Genomic DNA, 15,094 nt, shown 5'->3' with positions numbered 1-15,094 from the left:
TGCCAGATTTTTAATAGTATAAAGCTACAGATTAAAAATACAATTAACACTATAGATATCAAATTTCCTTTTCTCATTTAACCACCTTTTAGAATCCCAAAAAATTCATGAGTAATTTGGGAAAATGTATAAAGTGCTTCTGCAGAGGGGAGGTAATCTAAGAAGCTGTTTCTATAGTCTATTGGATAATCACATACAATAGGAATTATATTTTTTTTTGAGTATTTTTCAAAGAGCATAATACTTCTTTTCATATGAAGAAATGAAGTTACAAGTATAATATTTTCAAAATTTTGTTCTTTTGATAGTTTTGATACAAAAATTGCGTTTTCTTTTGTTGTCCTTGCCTTGTCTTCAACAATTATATCATTAATATTTACACCGAAGGTTACTAAGATTTTTTTCATAATAGTACTTTCGCTAATTCCTTTTCCAATTACACCACCACTAATTATTATTGGAGCATTGGTTTTTTTATAAGTTTCAAAGCCTTTTAGAAGTCTTTTAAGCGTATGATTTCCTACTTCATATTTTCCGTCAAAAAAAGTGATACCACCGCCCAATATCACAATTACCGAATTTTGTGAGTCGGGAATATTTTTTTCTTTTATATAGAAACTTTTTGAAAGAAAATATACGAAAAATGGAGAAGAAATAAGATAAAAAACTATTGATAAAATAAGAAAAAATCGCCAAATTTGGCGTTTTTTTAAAAAATAATATATAGTTAAAAGAGAAAAAAATACTATTAAAATTCCAGGAAATTGCACAAAACTTCCAATAAACTTGTACAGGTATATCATTTTTCCCCTCCAAAGAAGTGCTTTCTTTCGGCTATTTCGTCTATATTTTTAATGTCTTTTCTTTGAAGTTCTATATATTCTTTATTTTTAAACCTTTCCTTAAGCTTTTCCAAAGATTTTCTTTCTTTTCTTTTTTCAAGATAGTCCTTTAAAATTTTTTCTTCCATTAATGATATTTCATAAAGCTTATCTTTTAAGCTTTCTATATATTTTTCTCCAGAGTTTTTAATTTCAAGGAGCATATTTAAATATAAACCGTTTATTTGCTTTCCAAAAATTTCATTTTCCAGAGATTTTAAGTAATCTACGGTTTTTTGAATTTCCTCTTCAATTTTCTTTTTTTCCATCCTTACTTTAAAAAGCTCTTGCTTTATTAATTCTTCTTGTTTAGATGCAAAGTCAAGCAATTTTTGTAATCTAAATTTCATATTCCTCTAAAAAATTCGAGAGTATTTTTACATATTGCTCTAGAATTTTTTTGCTTTCATTTGAAAAGGAAATTCCTGAAAAATTATCTATTGAAATATTTCCTATAACGTTATTTCCAACTTTGAATATTCCCAAAAGGGGTCTAAAATTTGGATCGAACATACCATATTTTTTAAATGTTTCCGCAAGTGGGCTTGTTGAAACTAAATCTTTTGCTCCTTCAATTTCGAATACTGTGTATCCTTCTTTTATCATCTCCTCAATTTTTTGACCGTATGAGGTTTTTTCTGGTGGAAATTCAAGTTTTGTAGCATCTTTGTATCCTACTTCGGCAATACATTTGTATTTTCCATCTTTTATTAACCACACAGTTCCTTTTTCTGCTTCAGGTATAATTTGAACAATATCTTCAAGCACTTTTTGGAGAAAATCTTCAAGTTTTGCTTTTTTCCATGAGATAACAGCTTCAACCATTTTTTCCATGGTTGTATAATATTGTTTTTTTCTTGCTTCGTTTTCTATCATTGACAAAACATTTTCAACTTTTGGCAATATTAAAGGAACAATGTAATTAGTAAGTTTAAGTGTAATTGGAGAGCTATTAATAACAACTTTGTATTCATCAAAGGGTATGACAATATATTTTACAGTATTTACACTAAACTCTTTTATTCCTTCCTTAGTCATTGCTTTCAAACATACATTTTCTGGAAAGAAACTTTTTATAATTTCATCATTTTTTATTAATGCATACTTTTCCAAGTGCATTTTTTCCTGAACTTTATCAAGGAGCCTTTCAACAAAAAAATCTTTACTCTCAAGTGGTGAAACTAAAAGTTCTCTAATTATTTCTGATACTTTTAGGTTGGCTTGAAGTACTAAATCGTTAAAATATCTCTTTGTTTCGTCAAATTCAATTCCTGCAACACCGTATGTTCCATCGCCAAGCCTAATTGGAATAACCACGACTCTGAAGAATTTGTCTTTGTATTCTTTTTCATACTCTTGATTTTTTTTCGATTTAATAACTTTTGATTCAATTTTTTCAGAAATAGTATTTCCAAAAATTTTTTGATCGGTTTTTCCTATAACCTTTCTATCATCAAGTTCATAAGTTTTTTTCCATTCCTTGTTAATCCAGACGTATCTGAATTTGTTGTCTTTTATAAATGCTGGTGATGGAAGTCTTTCAAAAAATTGTTGTAAATAAAATAGATGCCTCATACTACCTCCTCCAATCTTACTGGAACAACAGTTGAAATGTCATCAACTTTTGTAATCCCAACCATTATTTCTGCTGCTTCCATTACATTTTTCTTGTGCGTTATTAGTAAGATCTGTGCGTTTGAATTTTGCAATAAAGTTTTGAATCTTTCAGCATTAAATTCATCTAATGGAGCATCTGGTTCGTCTAAAACATAAAGTGCACTTGGTTGAGCTTCAAGAAGCGACATTAAAAGCGCAAGGCCGACCAGTGCTTTTTCGCCACCCGACAAAAGCTGCAGCTTTTGTGCTCTACTATTAGCTTTTGAAATAACTATTTCTATACCACTTTCTAAAACATTTTCTTTATCAAGAAGTTTAATGTCTCCTTTTCCACCAAAAAAAAGCTCTTCTATGTATTTTTTAAATGTCTTTCTTACAGTATTAAAGGTATTCATAAATACCTGTGTTGCTTCTTCGTCTGTTTTTTCTATTAATTCAATTAATTTTTGCTTTGCATTTTCAAGGTCCTTTTTTTGAAGCTCAAGCTCTTCGTATTTTTTTACAACTTCTTTGTATTCTTCTTCGGCTTCAAAATCAACGGGCCCGATGTATTTTATTTTATTTTCAAGGTCATCCATTTCTTTTTTTATGTTATTTACTTCCTCTTCTGAAAGCTTTATGACCTTTCTGTATTTTTCATCGATGTTTTCAATTTTCAGCTTTTTAGCTTGTATTTCAAGCTCAAGAGAGTGCATTTTTTCCCTGAGCTTTTCAGTTTCTTCGCGTAGTTTTTCCATCTTTTCTTCCGCTTCTTTTAGTTCTTTAACTTTATCATTTTTTCCACTTTTGTCTTCATTCATGCTTTTGAATAAAGATTCAGTTTCTGATTTTAATGTATTTAATTCTTGTTCTAATTCTTTTATGTTTTCTTCAATTGAGTTAATTTCGTCTCTCAAACTTTTTGCTTCTTTGGAAAAAGTGGATATTTCTACTTCGATTTCATCTTTTCTTTTCAAAGCTCTTGTAATTTCACCTTCGTATTGTAATTTTCTTTCGTATAGTGATCTAATTTCGCTTTGAAGTTCCATGTATTTTTCATTAATTTCTTCCAATTTTTCTTTATCTTCAAACATTTCTTTGTTTGAATCTTCCAACTCTTTCTTTAAAAGCTTTAATGTATTGTTAGAACTTTTTATTTCAGACTCTATAACTTTTATCCTTTCACTCATTCCCTGGACTTTTAATGAATAATCATTTTTTAACTTCTCAAGATTTTTAATTTCTTTACTCAATTCATTTTCAGACCTTACTAATTCTTGTAATAATCTTTTTGAAGATGAACTTTTACTTGAATATTCTAAAAGTTCGCTGTTTACTACCTCACTGTAATTTCTAAGTTCATCTAGCTTTATCTTAAGACTCTCTAGTTTTTTAATTATTTCCTCTTCTATCTTTTCCTTTTCAGTAAGTTCGTTTTTTAAATTTTCTAGTAAGTTTTTTCTGGCAAGGAATGACGTAGAATTTTCATATTTTCCTCCCGTCATTGCACCACTTGAACTTATTATTTCACCATCTAAAGTTGCTATTCTTAGATTGTGTTTTCTTTTTATATCTACAGCAATATCTATATTGTCTACTACAATGTCATTTCCAAATAGATAATTTAATAGTTTTTCTTTTTCGTCTATTTTTACTTTGACAAGATTTTTGGCAAAGTCAATTGCGTTTTTTGGAAGATTGATATTAGATGACTTTAGTGATATTAAATCCAAAGGTATAATAGTTACTCTACCGATTTTTTCATTTTTTGCAAAATTTAATATTTTTTTTGCAACCTCAGCACTTTCAACTACTATATGTTGTAATCTTCCTCCTAATAAAGCTTCTATAGCCTCTACATATTTTTCATCTGTTTCTATAATGTTTGCAACAACGTCAATAATACCGGGAAATTGATCTTTTTGTTCAAAAATCCTTTTAATAGCATTTGAAAAGCCTTGATATTCATTTAGTTGCTTTTGAATGACAAAAATCTCAGATTGTATTTCCTTTTTTCTGTGGACAATTTTTTCAAGATTTTCTTTTAAAAATTCTCTTTGGCCTGCTATAGATTGCATTTCCTGTTTTAATTGTTCTATTTCTTCAAGTAATTCCTTTGTCTTTTTATCATATTTTTCTGAGTTTTGCGAAAGTTCACTTATTTCTTCGTTAAGTTCCTTTGATCTTTCTAGCTTTGTTTCAAGCTGTTCTTCAACCATATTTAGTCTTTCCGTTAGATCAATTATTGATTCTGTTAGAGACTTTTTTTCGTTTTCAAGTTTATTTAAACTTTTTTCTAGTTCATCGTATTCATTTTTCTTTTTTAAAAGACTCATCTCTTTTTCAGAGTATTTTGAAGTTAATAAATTTCTTTCTTCTTCTACTTTTGATAAAATTTCTTCTTTTTCAAGGAGTTCTTTTTTTAAACTTTCAAGAATTAGATGTATTTCTTTTTCCCTTTCTGAGATTCTTTGAGTTTCTTCTTTTAGTGAATCAATTTTTGCCATTTTTTCAACATAAATGCTTTTAAGATCGTTAAGCCTGTTTGTATATGAGTTTTTGAGTTCAAGAAGTTGGTTTTGTCTTTGCTTTTGAGTTTCAAGAAGACTGGTGAAGTCTTCCATTTTTTTATTTAATTTGTTAAATTCTTCTCTTAGTATCGACCATCGACTTTCTGTTTCTGCAAGTTCATTCATCTTTTCTTTATATAGATTTTTATTTTTTAAATATTGTTCTTCCAATTCTTTTAGCTTTTCAGATTCAAAGGTATAAATAGCTCCAAAATATTTTTCTTTTAAGGCTTCTAACTTTTCAGAATATTCACGGTATTTTTCAGCCTTTTTTACCTTTATATATAGGCTTTTTTTATTTCGCTCAATTTCATAAATTATATCTTTTAGTCTTTCTATGTTTGCTTCTGTGCCTGCAAGTTTTGATAGTGCTTCTTTTTTTCTTTCAATATATACTGATGTTCCTGCAGCATCTTCAAATATTTTTTTTAGTTCTTGTGGAGTTGCCATTGCTATTTTATCTATTTTTCCTTGACCAATTATTGAGACAAGAGCATTAGATCCCAGCAAGGCTGTTATATCTTTAAGACGTGCACTTTCTCCATTTAAATAGTAAGTATTTTCTCCACTTGCATCCAATTTTCTTGCTATTTTATATTCTTGACCATTAAAATCGAATGTAAGTTCCACAAAAGCACTTCTTGCTGAAGGTGTTTTTCCATTTCCTTTAAATATCATGTCAAATTTTTCTGAAGCTCTTAATTGCTTAAGTGAGTGCTCTCCAAAGACCCATTGTATAGCTTCGACAATGTTTGATTTTCCTGAGCCATTGGGCCCTACAATTGCAGTTATTCTCGGAGATATTGGAATCTTTACGGGTCTGCCAAAGGATTTAAATCCATTTAAATAAATTTCCTTCAGCTTTATACTCAAACTTTTAGCCCTCCTACTTTTTCTTTAAATTTCTTTGAAATTTCAATAATATCTCCTGCACCTGCAAAAATATATACTCCGGGTTCTGAAGGTAAAATTTGCAATAATTCTTCTTTTTCTTGAACAAATATAGCGTCATTTATCTTTTCTACAATTAATCTAGCACTGATGCCATTTTTTGATTCAAATGCACCGTAAACTTCAGTAATGTATATCTTATCTGCTAATGATAAAGCTTCTGAAAAGTGCTTCCATTCTCTTTTTAGCCTTGAGTATCTGTGAGGTTGAAAAATTATTGTAATTTTTTTGTCTTTAAAAACGTTTTTTGCGGTTGAAAGTAAACTTTTAATTTCTACTGGAGTATGAGAGTAATCATCTATTATTATGATATCATTTTCATTAAATGATATATCGAACCTTCTTTTTGGAAGCGAAAAATCAGAAAATGCTTTTAGTACCAAATCTTTTTCATATCCCATTTCAAAGAGCAATGAAATTATTGAAAGTGCGTTGAGTGCGTTGTGAATCCCTGGAACGTTTAAAATAAAACTTTTCTCTCCGTATGGTGTATTTATTGTAATTTTTTGAGAAAATTTGTTATTTTCTATTTTATTTATTTTATAGTCCCCGTCATTTAGTCCGAACTTTATTGAATTATTTATTATATTATTTTCGACGTTTAACACACATATTTTAACATTTTTGCACGCATTTTCAAAACAACTGTTATAATGTTGTAAATTTTTAAAATTTTCTATGTGATCTCCCCGAATGTTAGTTATAATAAGATAATCAGGGTTATAGTTTTCAAAACCTGGTTGACTTTCATCCATTTCAAAGACTGCTATATTGCTTCCTTTCCTGTAGTTTCCGTGTTCTAACATTGGATGCGTTGAGCCCAGAAATACGGTGGGATCCTTTCCAAGTTTTAACAAAACATGAGCAAGCATAGCGGTTGTTGTAGTTTTCCCATCCGTTCCTGTAACACCGATTTTAGTGTATGGTCTTAAGATAGATATATGGTGTTCTAGTCTTGAAATAACAGGTATACCCTTTTCTTTTGCTTTTTTTACTTCTACGTTATCTTCAGAAACTGCTGGAGTTCTAACTATTAGATCTGCGCTATCAATATTTTCTGGAAGATGTGATTTGAAAACTTGAATACCAAGGCTTTCGAGATAATTTACACGTTCCGATGAATATGGGTCGGTTCCTGTAACTACATTTCCTGAGAAATGTTCGTGTATTGCTTGTGCACTCATTCCAATTCCGCCAATTCCAAGGAAGTGAATCTTCATTTTAACACCTCGTTTTTAATTTCTTTTGCTATTAAAATTGCTGGATTTTCCTTTGTTGATAATTTTCTTTCGCGGTTTGAAAGCTCGATAATTTTATTAATTATTTCTACAATATTTGCATCTTTTTCTCTTATAACGTATCCTAATCCGAGTTTTTCAATTTGCTTTGCGTTTTCTATTTGATGTGCTTCGGTAGAACCTTCCCATGGAATTATTATCGAAGGTGTATCAAAGAAAATTAATTCACTGACTGTTGTTGCACCACCTCTTGTAATAGCACATGAAACTGCTTTATAATAATCTGACATGTTTTCAATATAATCTAAAATTGTTAAATTTTCACTTTTACAAGGCACTTCTTTTTTTCCACTAGATAATATAAAATGATAATCCTTTAATTTATTTGAAAGTTTACATGCAAGTGAATTTAAAAATTCACTTCCACCGCTTCCTCCAACAATCAGAACGGTCTTTTTTTCAAAATTCAAATTTTCTTTATGACGTATTAGAATAGGATTTCCAGTTACAACAACATCTCTTTGAAAGTATTTTTTAGATTCCTCAAAAGACACAAACACCTTTTTTGCAAAGGAAGATAATTTAATGTTTGCAAGCCCAGGAATTACATTTTGTTCTTGAATAAAAAGTGGTATTTTTAGTTTTTTTGCAGCTATTCCAACAGGATAACTTACATATCCTCCTGTTACAAATACAATGTTCGGCTTAAATTTTTTGAGCTCTCTTAGAACAAGATTGTTAGCGTTAAAGATTTTAAATAGCCTTTTAATATTTTCAATAGAATAAATAGGTCTTTTAAGACCTTGGATTTTTAGAGAAACTGTTTTGTAATTGTAATCTTTTAAGACTTTTTCTTCTAGTTTTCCTGAAACTGTGAAGTACAAAACATCAATTGGGGCAAGCTTTTCAAGTTCTTTTAGAACGGCAAGTGCAGGATATAAATGTCCTCCTGTTACCCCGCCTGCAACCGCTATTTTTATCATTCTTTCCACACCAAATTTCTTGGAATTTTCCCTTCTAATGCATCTATTATATTTTCTGCAACCATTATAGACATCTTTTCTCTTGTTTCATATGTAGCGGATCCAATGTGTGGTAGTAATACTACATTATCTAATTTTTCCAAGCCTTCTGTAATTTCAGGTTCATTTTCATATACATCAAACCCTGCCCCAGCTATTTTTCTATCTTTTAAAAGTTCGTACAGTGCTTTTTCATCAACAATTGGGCCTCTTGCCGTATTTACAAGGATAGCATTTTTCTTTAAAAGACTTAACCTTTCTTTATTTAGAAGATGATATGTTTCTTTGGTAAGTGGAGCATTTATGGAAATATAATCACTTTCTTTTAATAAAGTCTCTAGATCTACATATTTTGCGTTGTATTTATAATCATCTTCTGCCCTTTTTCTGTTATGATATATGATTTTCATGCCAAATCCCATTGCCCTTCTTGCAACTGCTTTTCCGATCCTTCCCATTCCAATAATACCGAGTGTTTTTCCATATATTTCATATCCAAGAAACAGATTGGGTTTCCAACCTTCAAATTTCCCTTCCCTTGTGAATTTATCGGCTGGGATAATTTTTCTTGCCACAGCAAGGATTAAAGCCCAAGTAATATCTGCAGTTGCTTCTGTTAAGACATCTGGGGTGTTTGTGACATATATTCCTTTTTGCTTTGCATATTCCACGTCTATGTTATTAAATCCAACAGCATAATTTGCTATTATTTTCAATTTTTTCCCTGCGTCTATAAATTCTTTGTCTACAGGATCTCTAAGTTGTGTTACAACTGCATCCGCCTCTTTTACACGTTCCATCATTTCCTGCTTTGTCAAAAATCTTTCCCCTTCGTATACATCAACATCAAATTTTTCTTTTAATAGGTTTATTCCAGGTTCAGGTATTTTGTAAGTTATAAAAACTTTCATTTAAAAACACCTCCCAATAGATTATATCATTAATTCACAAATTTTGAGTGAAAATTTTAAAACTTTTATTTGTAAAATTTGATATACTCTTAATGGAGGTGTGATTGTGAAGAATAGAGAATTTTTAAAATCTAACTGGCGGCAAATAAAAAATACTGATAGGGAGAAAGGTATTGAAAAACCGGAGGTTGAAAAAGATTGTGAAAAAATAATTAAACTTCCAGATTTTGATTTAGGGAATAAACCTTTCAGAGAGGTTATAGAAAAGAGGAAGAGCATAAGAAAATATACAGATACACCTATGTCATTACAGGAATTGTCGTTTTTACTTTGGACAACGCAAGGTGTTAGAAAGTATATTCAAGACAAAAAAGTAGTTTTTAGAACAGTTCCTTCAGCAGGTGCAACTCATCCATTTGATACTTATTTGGTTGTATTTAATGTGGAGAGCTTGGAAAAAGGCATATATAGATATGTATCATTAAAACATGGACTTTGCAAAGTTAAAGCTGGAGATTTTAAGGATAAAATTATAGATGCAACATTAGGGCAGCAATTTGTTGGAAATAGTGCTGTAGTTTTTGTTTGGGTTGCCGTTCCATATAGAACGGAGTGGAAATATGCAAATGAGTCTTATAAGACAATTGCAATTGATGTAGGGCATGTTTGTCAAAACCTTTATCTTGCAGCAACAAGTATAGATTGTGGAACGTGTGCGGTTGCTGCTTATGATCAAAAGAAGCTGGATGAGCTAATAGGTGTTGATGGTGATAATGAGATGGTAATTTACCTTGCGCCTGTCGGTAAAATTGTGTGATATAATTATTTTAACAAAATAATATTAAGAAGGGGAGGAAAAACGTGAAAAAGTTTTTATTATTTATTTTCCTATTGTTTTCGGTTGTATTGTTTTCAAAAGCATTAATTTTTGAACATGCTACAATTTATTATCCAGATGGTTATGAAGGCCTTGCAATTAGGGTTGGAAATATCTTTGAAGATATTAGATATGATGTGGTTAATATGTTTAAAAATGATCCTGGAAGAATTAATATATTTATAAAAACAAAGACCACAATAACTAATGGTTATGCAAACCCGCTTCAGAATAATACAATTGTAATTTATACTTGGCATCCTACAGGAGTTATGTATAATTATCTTCCTCTTGATGATTGGTATAGATATCTGTTAATTCACGAATTTACTCACATTGTAACTCTTAAGCCAAGTGACGGTATTTTAAAAACACTTTCGGATTTAAAAATGCCGTATACTCCAAGCTTAGGAGAATTTTCGGTTGAGGCCCCAACAGTATTTGCAGAATCAAGTTTTTCAGAAAATTCTGGAAGGTTAAGAAACCCGGTGATCTCAGATGCACTTTTTTCAACATTTGGTGGAACTTTTCCTCAGGACAAAATTGCTAATGATTTTAGAGTTGGACAAGTTTTTTACAATGGAAACGGGGGTTTTTTTGAGTATCTTGTAAAAAAGTATGGAATGGAGAAGGTAAATAAGTATTTAAAAGATTCTATAAATAAATCGTATAGTTGGTTGGAAATTATGTTGAATATTTCAATCCCATATGTTTCACTTATAAGAATTCCTGAAATTTTTACTGATGATTTTAGGGCACATTTTGGAAATAATTTTGAAGATGAAGTTTCAGAGTGGCTTAGTAGCTTAAATGTAAAGTTTGAAGGAGAAAAAATATACGAAGGTAAAAATGAACGAATTTACAAAATAGAGAAGATTGATAATAAACTGTATATCTTAAAGAGTAAGTTTGGTGCTGCCACAGGATATTTGGGCAATCCAATAAATGAGTTAATTGTATTAGAAAAAGGGAATATACTAGCAAAATATAATCTTTCTGCATTGGATTTTAAAGTTGATTCTGGAGAGATTTATGCACTTGTGTTATCAAACAATAAGACAGAAATATGGAACATAGGCAAGAATGAAAAGATTGTTGAGGGATTTATTAGTGCATTTGATGTATTTGATGGCAAAGTCATTTATTCAATTTATGATGATAAGACAGATGAATCAATAATACATGGGTTGAGTGAGGAAATAGTTGTAAATGGATTTATAAGAAGCCTTGCATTTGATGGAGAAAATTTGTATTACTTGGTGGGGAACTCTCTTTACAAGGGTAATAATTTAATAGACAATTATTATCTTAAAGGTGCTTTTTTAAAAAAGACAAATGATGGAATATATGTAACTATGAAATTTGATAATTATATGGAATTGTTAGATGTGAAAAATTTTAGATTACTAAGCAAAGGTCTATATGCATTTGATGGAGAAGTTAGTAAAGATGAAGTTTACTATGTAAGTTATAGCCAGAATGGGATGGCGGTATATAAGACAAAGTTGTCAACAAGTACTATAGAAAGTGTAATAGCAGAGAATTCAAAATTGGATGATTATACATTTAGAAAAGCAAGTTTTTTGGAAGAAAAAAAGTATAATTTTGTACCATCTTTATTTGCGCCATTTTTCTTAACAAGTTCTGCTTTGGGAGATTTCGGAGGGTTTGGAGGTTGGAGTGTTGGTAGCATATTTGATTTTAAGACTTCAATAGATTCTGATCTTGTTTTGGCACCTTATTATTTAAGATACTTTAAAGATTATACTAATTTTTACAATGAATATGGCCTTGGATATGCTTATTTGTTATATAAGGATAGATTTAGCGTTTTAAATGCTGGACTTTTTAGAAATACAGAAGATTATTTTTATGGAATTACAGAGCTTTCTTTCGTTCCTTTTGATTATAAAGTAAGTTATAATACTGATTTATCTTTAAATGTGAATGTTTCAGGTTTTTATTTTGCAACAGGAACAACCTTTAACTATAGTTTTAACTTGACTCCTAGTATTGTATATTCCAATAACACTTTTTCATCTAGTTTATATTTAACAGTGTACTCACAACTTGGAAATGGCGAGGTCTTTTCATTATCTTCTGGCATTAGTATGTTGAATCTCCTTAACAAAAATTCGTATGTATATGGAAATGTGGAGTATGATTTTGACAATTCCGTTTATTCTTATTCTGGAATTTATATTTCAAACATTTTCCCATTTTACAAGCAATCTGGAATAGCTGTAGGAGTTACTGGTAGAAATGATTTAAATGGTTTGTTTTACGTATTTGTTGGGTTTCCAAATAATAATCAATTATATTTACAAAGCGGATTTAAAATGGACTTAAACGGTGTATTAAGTTTGTTTTTTGGATTAGGGTCCAAACCGCATTCTTTTTATTTTGTTAATGAGGTTTACTAGTTTTATAAACTGGGGTGATTTATATGAAAAAAATCGTATTTTTATTTTTGATTCTTTTCGTTTTAAGTTATTTATTTGCAGATGTTTATACTGCTCAGTTCCCTATTTCGAATTGGAGTCAGCAATATCCTGAAAAAGCATGGGGGGCTATTTTTGTAAAAAATGTTTCAACACGTGTTGTTGATAAAAAGATTGTAGCAGTAAATGTGTACAAAATTATAGATATTACGGCTGATCCTGGATATGGACCTTTTGGACAGGTCTCTCAAACTTTTTCTGTAGATTATAACGAAGATGGATATGCAGATATTATATCATTAACTTATGACGGTTGGGTTGTAATTAAAGAAAACAAAGGTGAGGAAGATGGAGAATTGGTTTTCCAAAACGTTGCACAATATAGGTTACCTGTACAAAATGGTGATGGAACTTTAATTGTTGATGATTTTGATAATGATGGAAAATTAGATTTGTTTGCATATAATTCTTGGAAGTATGCACAATTTGTTAGTGATGTTTTGGATAGTAATGGGGAAAATGCTGTTTATAAAAGAATTTATAAGGATAGTGATTTTGTAACAGAATGGACGGTTTCTGCAATGGCAAGTTATGATTACAATGGTGATGGTTACAAAGATGTTTTTTATATTGACTACAAAGGAAGAGTTTGGGTTTGGTTAAATGATCCGGAGAGGGGGAGTAGCCGTTTTTTTGATGAATCTAATATAATTGAGTTATTTCAGGATAATGATTTAGAATCAAATGGTGGAGGTGGAGTTTTAGATATAGGAGATTTAAACAACGATGGAACAATAGATATTATAGTTGGCCATACCGATAAAAAAAGTATTTTTGTATATTTTGGAAAAATTGTTAATAATCAATTGACGTTTGATATAGATAATAAGCTTGTCTTAACTACATCTAATGGGGAGCTTAGTAATTATGTCATAACAGATCCCTCTATAACAAATTCGAAATCTCCTGAAAGTCTTCCAAGTTTTGGACCTACGATTATAAAGATAACGGATGTAGATAGGGATGGATACAAAGATATTTTTATTGGGACAGATGCTTGGAGACAAGGAGAAGATTTTGGAGGGAGTGTATATCTTTTTAAGGGAATTGATATAACACCTGACAACAAACCTAAGTTTTTAAGCTTAGAACTAGTACATGGTAGTTATTCATGGGAGGATAATCCACCTTATGATTTTGATGCTGGGACAATTGCAGATTTAGATAATGATGGTATTCCAGACTTTGTTGCAGCTGATGGTAATCATTCTGGTAATTACTATAAGATAATTACTCAAACTCAAAAGGAGTATGAAACTTCTCCAGGATATCTAATAAGTGATTATCTTACAAACCTTGTTGGAATTTTACCAAAGGATTTACCAAACAATTTTGTCAAAAGAATAAAAGTAAATATTGGATTTGACTTATCGTTGGGAAACGGTTCATTTGAAATTAGATATATAAAGAGTGGAATAAAAGATCCAAGCCTTATAGATCCGTTTAGCTACCCTTTAATGCCAGATGCTAGCGGAACAATAGTAGAGAATTTTACCACGGAGATAGAATTTGATAAACCTGTTCCAGATCCACAAATAATAATAATTCTAAAACCGGAAAATGAGTTTTCTGCACCACACTTAAAGTATTTAAAGTATGAAATTGAGACAGCTCCATCGCAGGTTATTATAAAAGGATTTAATTGGAATAGAGGGGATAATTAATATGAAAAAAGGATCACTGCTTGTCGAAGCTTTAGTTACTTTGATTATAATAGTTTTTGCATTCGGTGTTGCTTTTGTGCCATCATGGAGCCTTTTGAGAAAAACAAAGGAAAATTCAGAATTAATATCCCTTGAAGAGTTACTTTTAAACAAATGTGAAGAACTTACATATTTGAATGTATCGAGTATAGTTCCACAAGAAAATTATGAAGAGTATAATGGCGTGAAGTATAAAGTTAGTATTTCTAAAAAAAATATTGAAAGCAGTGACATATTTACTCTAACTTCAGATTCAACTTTTATTACTTTTCCAGAAATAACGATAGTTACTGTAAGAGTTGAGACTGAAGATGGAAAGTATATTGAAACTCAGGTGGTGCCTCAGCAATGGTAAAAAGACATCAAGGATTTACGTTAGTAGAATTGTTAATTGTTATTGTAATAATTTCAATTGTAATGTCTGTTTCTTTTGTTGGATTTCAAACTATTTATAAAAATTATTCCACAGAATCAAAATTGAGTGGAATTCTACAAAATCTTCTTTTCTTGTTTATTGACGCAAGAAGAACGGCGATTATTGAAGATGATGTTGTATGTATAAAATATGTTAATAGAGAATTCAGCTATTTCATAGATAACGATTTGGATGGAACACCAGATTCAAATGTTATTTCATCCTTTAAAACTGATGAAAATATTAAGGTATATTTAAATGATGAGGAGAAATCTTCTTTTTTGATTTATACTTACGATAGTTTATTTTTTAAAAACAATTCTGGAGTTTTTGAAAATTCATATTCGAACACTGAGATAAAAATATCATTAGATTCTAGAATAAAGACTTTAAAGATTGAAAATTCATTACCAAAAGTTATGGAGTGAT

Annotated in this window: 12 protein-coding genes; 5 read left to right on the top strand and 7 right to left on the bottom strand. The window is 30.1% G+C overall.

Annotation, left to right across the window (positions count from 1 at the left end; genetic code table 11):
• Positions 1–77: 77 nt before the first annotated feature.
• From HNP65_RS03680 to HNP65_RS03650, 7 genes are read right to left on the bottom strand one after another with little or no spacing between them, the layout of a single operon-like run.
• A complete protein-coding gene (locus HNP65_RS03680; protein ID WP_184618967.1) occupies positions 78–803 on the bottom strand; it encodes a YdcF family protein in 726 nt (241 codons plus the stop codon).
• A complete protein-coding gene (gene fliJ, locus HNP65_RS03675) occupies positions 800–1,231 on the bottom strand; it encodes a flagellar export protein FliJ (RefSeq protein WP_184618966.1) in 432 nt (143 codons plus the stop codon). Before fliJ ends, HNP65_RS03680 begins: the two co-directional genes overlap by 4 nt.
• On the bottom strand, positions 1,221–2,456 hold the full coding sequence (locus HNP65_RS03670; RefSeq protein ID WP_184618965.1) for a PAS domain-containing protein: 1,236 nt from the start codon (positions 2,454–2,456) through the stop codon (positions 1,221–1,223). Before HNP65_RS03670 ends, fliJ begins: the two co-directional genes overlap by 11 nt.
• Positions 2,453–5,920 (bottom strand): chromosome segregation protein SMC, encoded by a 3,468-nt coding sequence (gene smc / locus HNP65_RS03665; protein ID WP_184618964.1) that lies wholly within the window; start codon positions 5,918–5,920, stop codon positions 2,453–2,455. Before smc ends, HNP65_RS03670 begins: the two co-directional genes overlap by 4 nt.
• The gene (gene murC, locus HNP65_RS03660) at positions 5,917–7,218 is read right to left on the bottom strand and encodes a UDP-N-acetylmuramate--L-alanine ligase (protein WP_184618963.1); all 1,302 of its coding nucleotides are present in this window, start codon (positions 7,216–7,218) and stop codon (positions 5,917–5,919) included. Before murC ends, smc begins: the two co-directional genes overlap by 4 nt.
• The gene (locus HNP65_RS03655) at positions 7,215–8,219 is read right to left on the bottom strand and encodes a UDP-N-acetylglucosamine--N-acetylmuramyl-(pentapeptide) pyrophosphoryl-undecaprenol N-acetylglucosamine transferase (protein ID WP_184618962.1); all 1,005 of its coding nucleotides are present in this window, start codon (positions 8,217–8,219) and stop codon (positions 7,215–7,217) included. Before HNP65_RS03655 ends, murC begins: the two co-directional genes overlap by 4 nt.
• Entirely contained in the window at positions 8,216–9,169 is a 954-nt protein-coding gene (locus HNP65_RS03650; RefSeq protein WP_184618961.1) for a 2-hydroxyacid dehydrogenase, read from the bottom strand. The genes HNP65_RS03655 and HNP65_RS03650 overlap by 4 nt, the downstream gene beginning before the upstream one ends.
• 106 nt (positions 9,170–9,275) lie before the next feature.
• Between HNP65_RS03650 and HNP65_RS03645 the strand changes: the two genes are divergently transcribed.
• From HNP65_RS03645 to HNP65_RS03625, 5 genes are read left to right on the top strand one after another with little or no spacing between them, the layout of a single operon-like run.
• Positions 9,276–9,986: a SagB family peptide dehydrogenase gene (locus HNP65_RS03645; protein ID WP_184618960.1), complete on the top strand. Its 711-nt coding sequence runs from the start codon at positions 9,276–9,278 to the stop codon at positions 9,984–9,986.
• Between the two features lie 44 nt (positions 9,987–10,030).
• Entirely contained in the window at positions 10,031–12,469 is a 2,439-nt protein-coding gene (locus tag HNP65_RS03640; RefSeq protein ID WP_184618959.1) for a hypothetical protein, read from the top strand.
• 23 nt (positions 12,470–12,492) lie between these two features.
• Positions 12,493–14,211 carry an FG-GAP repeat domain-containing protein gene (locus tag HNP65_RS03635; RefSeq protein ID WP_184618958.1) on the top strand — a complete coding sequence of 573 codons (1,719 nt, stop codon included), beginning with the start codon at positions 12,493–12,495 and terminating at the stop codon, positions 14,209–14,211.
• 1 nt (position 14,212) lies between these two features.
• Positions 14,213–14,605 (top strand): hypothetical protein, encoded by a 393-nt coding sequence (locus tag HNP65_RS03630; RefSeq protein WP_184618957.1) that lies wholly within the window; start codon positions 14,213–14,215, stop codon positions 14,603–14,605.
• Positions 14,599–15,093, top strand: a complete 495-nt coding sequence (locus HNP65_RS03625; protein WP_184618956.1) for a prepilin-type N-terminal cleavage/methylation domain-containing protein — start codon at positions 14,599–14,601, stop codon at positions 15,091–15,093. Before HNP65_RS03630 ends, HNP65_RS03625 begins: the two co-directional genes overlap by 7 nt.
• The last annotated feature ends 1 nt before the right edge of the window (position 15,094 follow it).

Origin of the sequence: Thermosipho japonicus (genome assembly GCF_014201655.1) — a bacterium.
GTDB classification, from domain to species: Bacteria; Thermotogota; Thermotogae; order Thermotogales; family Fervidobacteriaceae; genus Thermosipho; species Thermosipho japonicus.
Note: the sequence above shows the minus strand (reverse complement) of the source record. Positions and strands in the feature narration are given on the sequence as shown.

Bases quoted from the DNA above. Each gene is read 5' to 3' on its own strand.
- HNP65_RS03635 (WP_184618958.1), top strand. From the start codon at position 12,493: ATGAAAAAAATCGTATTTTTATTTTTGATTCTTTTCGTTTTAAGTTAT.
- HNP65_RS03650 (WP_184618961.1), bottom strand. From the start codon at position 9,169: ATGAAAGTTTTTATAACTTACAAAATACCTGAACCTGGAATAAACCTA.
- murC (WP_184618963.1), bottom strand. From the start codon at position 7,218: ATGAAGATTCACTTCCTTGGAATTGGCGGAATTGGAATGAGTGCACAA.
- HNP65_RS03670 (WP_184618965.1), bottom strand. From the start codon at position 2,456: ATGAGGCATCTATTTTATTTACAACAATTTTTTGAAAGACTTCCATCA.
- HNP65_RS03630 (WP_184618957.1), top strand. From the start codon at position 14,213: ATGAAAAAAGGATCACTGCTTGTCGAAGCTTTAGTTACTTTGATTATA.
- fliJ (WP_184618966.1), bottom strand. From the start codon at position 1,231: ATGAAATTTAGATTACAAAAATTGCTTGACTTTGCATCTAAACAAGAA.
- HNP65_RS03655 (WP_184618962.1), bottom strand. From the start codon at position 8,219: ATGATAAAAATAGCGGTTGCAGGCGGGGTAACAGGAGGACATTTATAT.
- HNP65_RS03625 (WP_184618956.1), top strand. From the start codon at position 14,599: ATGGTAAAAAGACATCAAGGATTTACGTTAGTAGAATTGTTAATTGTT.
- HNP65_RS03680 (WP_184618967.1), bottom strand. From the start codon at position 803: ATGATATACCTGTACAAGTTTATTGGAAGTTTTGTGCAATTTCCTGGA.